The sequence below is a fragment of the Bacteroides sp. Ga6A2 genome (assembly GCF_000702225.1).
Taxonomy (GTDB): domain Bacteria; phylum Bacteroidota; class Bacteroidia; order Bacteroidales; family Bacteroidaceae; genus Ga6A1.
In genome coordinates, this window is sequence record NZ_JNKX01000074.1 from 1 (window position 1) to 5,422 (window position 5,422).

6 protein-coding genes are annotated in these 5,422 nt (G+C 42.8%); 3 read left to right on the forward strand and 3 right to left on the reverse strand.

The features are described 5' to 3' along the window. Nucleotides 1–247 (reverse strand): DUF4372 domain-containing protein (locus tag T538_RS0113505; RefSeq protein ID WP_031540829.1); only part of this gene is annotated, 247 nt, incomplete at its 3' end. A 121-nt stretch (nt 248–368) separates the two neighbouring features. Between T538_RS0113505 and T538_RS0113510 the strand changes: the two genes are divergently transcribed. The 3 genes from T538_RS0113510 (at nt 369) to T538_RS0113520 (ending at nt 4,004) form a co-directional block, all read left to right on the forward strand. Further along, the gene (locus tag T538_RS0113510) at nt 369–1,793 is read left to right on the forward strand and encodes a hypothetical protein (RefSeq protein ID WP_031534534.1); all 1,425 of its coding nucleotides are present in this window, start codon (nt 369–371) and stop codon (nt 1,791–1,793) included. An 88-nt stretch (nt 1,794–1,881) separates the two neighbouring features. Beyond that, complete coding sequence (locus T538_RS0113515; RefSeq protein WP_031534532.1) at nt 1,882–3,264, forward strand: hypothetical protein; 1,383 nt, start codon at nt 1,882–1,884, stop codon at nt 3,262–3,264. Next, the gene (locus T538_RS0113520) at nt 3,261–4,004 is read left to right on the forward strand and encodes a radical SAM protein (protein ID WP_031534530.1); all 744 of its coding nucleotides are present in this window, start codon (nt 3,261–3,263) and stop codon (nt 4,002–4,004) included. Before T538_RS0113515 ends, T538_RS0113520 begins: the two co-directional genes overlap by 4 nt. A 41-nt stretch (nt 4,005–4,045) precedes the next feature. Here T538_RS0113520 and T538_RS0113525 read toward each other — a convergent pair whose 3' ends face one another. Together T538_RS0113525 and T538_RS0113530 are read right to left on the reverse strand one after the other, a co-directional pair. Beyond that, a complete protein-coding gene (locus T538_RS0113525) occupies nt 4,046–5,050 on the reverse strand; it encodes an NADase-type glycan-binding domain-containing protein (protein WP_031534527.1) in 1,005 nt (334 codons plus the stop codon). Between the two features lie 34 nt (nt 5,051–5,084). Then, nucleotides 5,085–5,422: transposase (locus T538_RS0113530; RefSeq protein WP_031541407.1), on the reverse strand; the 338-nt coding region annotated here is incomplete at its 5' end.

Here is a 5,422-nt window from a genome sequence, read left to right on the forward strand (position 1 = left end):
AGTTCAGACCGAGATGATGCAGTTTGTGCGCCTCCGCTTTCATGCCTATCTCCAGTTCGCGCAGGGAATCAAAGTGATTCAATATGCCAAACAGCATAACGACCAGATGCTGGTATCCGTCAAAACGCTTCACATACGCCTCGCTGCCTTCTGTTTCACGGCTAATCTGCATGATTCTTTCACGGTCAAGCAGATTTAATATCTGACTATACACCGGCTGTCCGGTAAAATTGCTATCTTTGCCCATGTTATTGCTGTTTTGTGGTTAAAACAAAGATAACAAAAAGGGTCGGATTCCATGCGAGGAATACGACCTTAATTTTTTTCACACTAAAAATATTTTACCGGACAGCAATAAAATTAAAACTATGACAATAGACAAGGAATATCCGGCAACTCACTCAATGGATACAGCATGGTACGTTGCCGATGAGGATGGTAATGTGGCGATAGTAAATTACAACGAAAACGGTCCTGTGCCTTGCGGTACAGAAGAAACGGTTATAGACAGTATCGTTTTGGGTTCGTGCGACGAAGAGCCGACAAGACCTTCAGTTTCCTTGACCGACGACCAGATTGACGAATTGATGGAGAATCGTCACAGTCCGGAAGCCGAAAAAGACTGGAGTTATAACTGTATTGTACAGATAGATACGGCAAAGGAGAGCGAGTTCCTCGAACTTTCAAAAAACGAGGGCTTTAAAATAGAAAAGTGCTTGTCGAAAGAAAGAGGCTTGTATATGATTGATGCGCTTGGTTGTCTGCAAGACAAGGATTTTGTGCACAAACTGTTAGTCAGGCTGCATCTATCGAAAGATGCTCCAAACGCCTTGCAAGAGATGCTCAACCGCAATATTATCGTCTGGGTCTATAGTCTGAAGGATATGTTTGTTGAAAGTGTTTGGGATGATGACAAAGAGACTTTCGAAAAGCATTTCGACAATCTGCCTTATTTTGTCTTTTCTCAGCATTTCGATTCTAATGTGCTTTCCGAAAGACTGAATATTCCGAAGAATCCAGTCAAACTGAGCCAGCTTCCCGAATCTTTGCGGAGGGTCACCCCGGTTCTTCCGATAAAGTTCAGCGAGAAGGATAAATTTCAGATTGCAGAATGGACTCTGTGCAATTTTGCTGATGCCGAAACCGAAGAGATTGACGGCTGCGAGTATGCGCTCACAAGTCTGACCGACGGTTCGAAAGCGTATGTTCTGACAAATCTTTGTGCAAAGAATTTCATAAACTATTGTCCAGAGAAAGAGGAATTTAAGTGCGATGAATGTCGCGGCTTTTGCTATACGGGCGCATCATTTCAACGAATGGGCAACCCTACGGTTGCGCAGATAATAAGTCCTTTGGGAAATATCGACAATGCAATTCGCGAGGACATCGGCGAGATTGCCCTGCATTCAATCTGGCTACCGTTTTTGCCGAAAGTTCCGTATAGAAAGATGGAAGAAGGAACATTCTTTCCGGAGGATGTTGAACGCAAGGTATCCCGAAAGCAACTCGAAGAATATTATCTGAAGAGCTATCGATATCTCGAAGACAAGATAGACTGTTTCAAGCCTCGCGTTCTAATTCTCGACGAACTGTCGGAAGAGGTAATGTCGAGGAAATATGGCATCAGCAACGGCAAGGTAACGATTTGCGGAGTAGAATATCCTGTTTTCAAGCGCTCTGAAATCGAATCTCGCAGGGCTGAAATCGAGGCTCTGGCTCTGCTGCCGTATCGTGGCAAGAAGATTCCGCACATCATCACAGTCGAAGAAATGAAAAAGCTGAAAGGAGAATGATTTTGCAGATCGCGACGTAAAAGCCTCTGAAAGAAGAACAAAAACGCGAAAAAATAATTATATTTGCTTGTCATTTTATTCTCAGACTATGATAACAGACAAGGAATATCCTGCAACTCATTCTATGTCGACGGCTTGGTATGCTGCCGACGAAGACGGCAACGTGGCAATCATCAATTACAACGAAAATGGTCCTGTGCCTTGGATTGCAAAGAAGGAACTTGGCATTGAAAGCATAGTTTTCGGTGATGATATGAATGTTGGAGAAGAAGTTTCTTTAACAGATGAACAGATAGACGAAATATTAGGAAATTGTAAGACTGTTGACTTCAATGATGCGGATTTGTCAAATTGTATGGTCTTAATAGATACGGCAAAGGAAAAAGATTTCATGGAACTCGCTGAGAAAGAGAATTTTGAAATTGTGCATTGCTTGTCAAAACGAAGAGGCTTGTATTATATTGATGCAAGTGTTATTAAAGACGAAAGTTATAGTTTAAATGATTCTGCCATACAGAGGATGCTCGACGATAAGTTGATTGTTAAGTTCTATGAGTGGCGAATGTTTTATGTCAATGATGATTGGGAAGATGATAAGGTTATATTTGAAAAGGATTTTGACAATCTTCCGTATTTCATTTACGGTCAGCCATATTGGACTGATGATTTACCAGAAAGGCTGAATGTTCCATCAAATCCTGTCAAATTAAGTCAGTTTCCTGATTCTTTACGTCGAAGAATCCCTATACTACCGATAAAATTCAGCGAGAAGAAGAATTTTCAGATAGCGGAGTGGGTTCCATGTAATTTTTATAGTACAGAAACTGTCATTTTTGATGAAGCAGAATATATTCTTGCAAAATTAACGGATGGTTCGGAAGCGTACGTTCTGACGGATTTGAATGCACCAGTTTTTCTACAACATTGTTCGGAAAGAGAGACTTATCAATGTGAAGAGTGTGTAAAATGGGCTGGTTGTTTTAGGTGCTTTTCTTTACAATTTTCAAGTTGTCCGACGGTAATGCAAGTAATAAGTCCGTTGGAAAGAGTTGATTACAAAGAAGAATGTAAGGATGATGTAATTACGTTGAGTTCAATTTGGTTATCCTTCTTGCAGAAGATTCCCCAAAATAAGGTGGAGTTAAAGGCTGGTAAATTATATAGTGATGTATCCCGAAAGCAACTCGAAGACTTTTATCTGAAGAGCTATCGCTATCTCGAAGACAAGATTGACTGTTTCAAGCCTCGTGTTCTGATTCTCGACGAACTGTCGGAAGAGGTGATGTCGAGGAAATACGGCATCAGCAACGGCAGAATGACGATTTGTGGAGTAGAATATCCAGTATTCAAGCGTTCTGAAATGGAATCTCGCAGGGCAGAAATCGAATCTCTGGCTCTGCTGCCATATCGTGGCAAGAAGATTCCGCACATCATCACAGTCGATGAAATGAAAAAACTGAAAGGAGAATGATGATAGAACTGTTATCTATTGATTTGTCGAACTTTTGTTCGAAACAATGTTCGTTCTGCTACAACCATAGCACGCGCGAGGGGAATACTGTTTGGATGCCAGACGAGGTGATTCGTTTTGCTTCGGATTGCGTCAGTCACGGCATAAAAGCGGTATCTCTTGGCGGAGGCGAACCATTTGAATATGAGGGCGTTTTCGAAGTAATTGATGCGTTGTTTACGCGATGTTATCTGTCGGTAACGTCAAACGGTCTGCCGCTCGAAAAGGCAGATGTTTGGGAGCAACTCTGTCTGCACAAGCCAGACAAAATCCATCTTACAATTCATCAACCCGACAACAAGGCCGAGGTTGCGAGGGTGGAGCGGCGTTTGCAAAAAATAGCGGAAATAGGCATTAAACAGGGATTGAATCTGCTTGTCGGAGCAGACAAAATCGAGGCGGCAAAAGATGTATATTCACGCCTCAGCCAGACGTTGTATAGCGACCAGATAATTCTTGTGCCTCAGCGATTTGCAAATACTCCAACGCCGCGACAACTGGCTTCCGTGGCTGGCGGAAAACCGTTCCAAAGTCCGTCGTGTTTGCTAAAATGCCAGCGTCCTTCGAACTTCTGTTCCGTTTCGTGGGACAAGAAGGTCAATTCGTGCAGCTTTGCCCCCGGCAAGGTTAGCATGGAATCGCTCGACTACAACGGACTCGTGAAAGCGTTGGATTCTGTAAAATGGGGTAAATGTCAGTAAGATAGTGGTTTACGAATCGGACTTCGCAACCTCATCTTGTTCTATTTCATTTCTTCAACTCCAACAAGCAAGTCGTTGGCATAAAATGAGTTGCCGTCAGAAAGTTTTGTAATCGTATATGTTGTATGCGATTCTGGAGAAACCGAAGTTGAGACAAGCGTGAGCATGCCCGAATTTGTTACGAATTTGTCGCCCGCTTTTATCCGACAAATCTGCTCAAAACCTTTGTAATTCACTGATTTCGAAGGATTCATGGAAGCCCAGCCGCATTTTGTCATAAACGGATGGTCGTCGGTGGCGGTAATCGTCTTGCCGCCCTCGAAAGTGTATGTTACAAGGTTATTATGCTTAACGGAGGCTGTTTCTTCAACTGTTGCGACTTCTTTCTTGTTTGTTAATTTGTTAAATGTCAGAATCTTATCACCTCGTTTTATCTCCTCGATATTTTTTGTTGAGTTGTCGGACATCAGAATTTTTGTGCCTGCCAAGAAGCAATGCACGTCCATGCCGTCGAAGTAGATTTCGGACAGCGTGGTATCGTCGTATTTTTTGCCTTTGTAAACCTCGACAATTTCAAATTTCATTGTCCATTGCTTCTTTTTGTCGGTTAGTGGAGCGATATTGAAAGTCTGTTCGCTGCGGCTGTCTTCGAGATTAAGAAAAGCATACGGCTTGTCGTTTACATAGACCTTCAGTTTCTTCACGCGCGAGTTGTTCTGCCAAGCCGTCTGACTCTTCACATAGCCGTTAGCTATGCGAATTTCAGTAATTCGCGGACTATTAGCTATGAAAGTATATTCAACCCATTCGCCCTCGCCGTAGCCATCTGCGCCCTCGACCCAAGGCGTTTTGTATGAAAAGTCGTGAAGATTCTCTTCGTTATAACTATTCTTTCCTTGACTTTTTAGTCGGCTCGATGCCTTAATCTTGATTGGACCGCCATCGCCGCAGTACCATGAGCATCCATCTCCAATGGTTTGCCAATAATCTGTACGTGTTTCATCAAAAACGAGTTTGGCAAGGTATTCCCAATCGGCATCGGTCATATTATCACCTTTTTGTTTTATCCCAAATCGGTCATTAGGATTTCTCGGTGCTGTATGGCAGAGAGAAATCCTTTAGTTTTTCCCATATCGATAGGAAGGATCGTCGTGTTTTCAACGACCTGGCCAAGTACAGAATGTGCTTGTTCTTTGTCCTTCCCAGATATGCGGGTGTTGATATCAGTTCGTAGCGGATTGTCTTGAGGAACTTCTTTTTGTCGGAGTTCATCAATGCATGGCGAAACAGCGACATGAAGTTGTATGCCATGATTATGAAATTGCCGCAGGCTTCTGTCGCCCAGAAGTTGTGCGATACGAAGTCGTCTATAGAAAAATCGTATTTCAGTTCCTTGATTCTGTTCTCAGAGTCGGCCC

Coding starts and splice junctions, on each gene's coding strand:
- T538_RS0113510 (WP_031534534.1), top strand. CDS start 369: ATGACAATAGACAAGGAATATCCGGCAACTCACTCAATGGATACAGCA.
- T538_RS0113515 (WP_031534532.1), top strand. CDS start 1,882: ATGATAACAGACAAGGAATATCCTGCAACTCATTCTATGTCGACGGCT.
- T538_RS0113520 (WP_031534530.1), top strand. CDS start 3,261: ATGATGATAGAACTGTTATCTATTGATTTGTCGAACTTTTGTTCGAAA.
- T538_RS0113525 (WP_031534527.1), bottom strand. CDS start 5,050: ATGACCGATGCCGATTGGGAATACCTTGCCAAACTCGTTTTTGATGAA.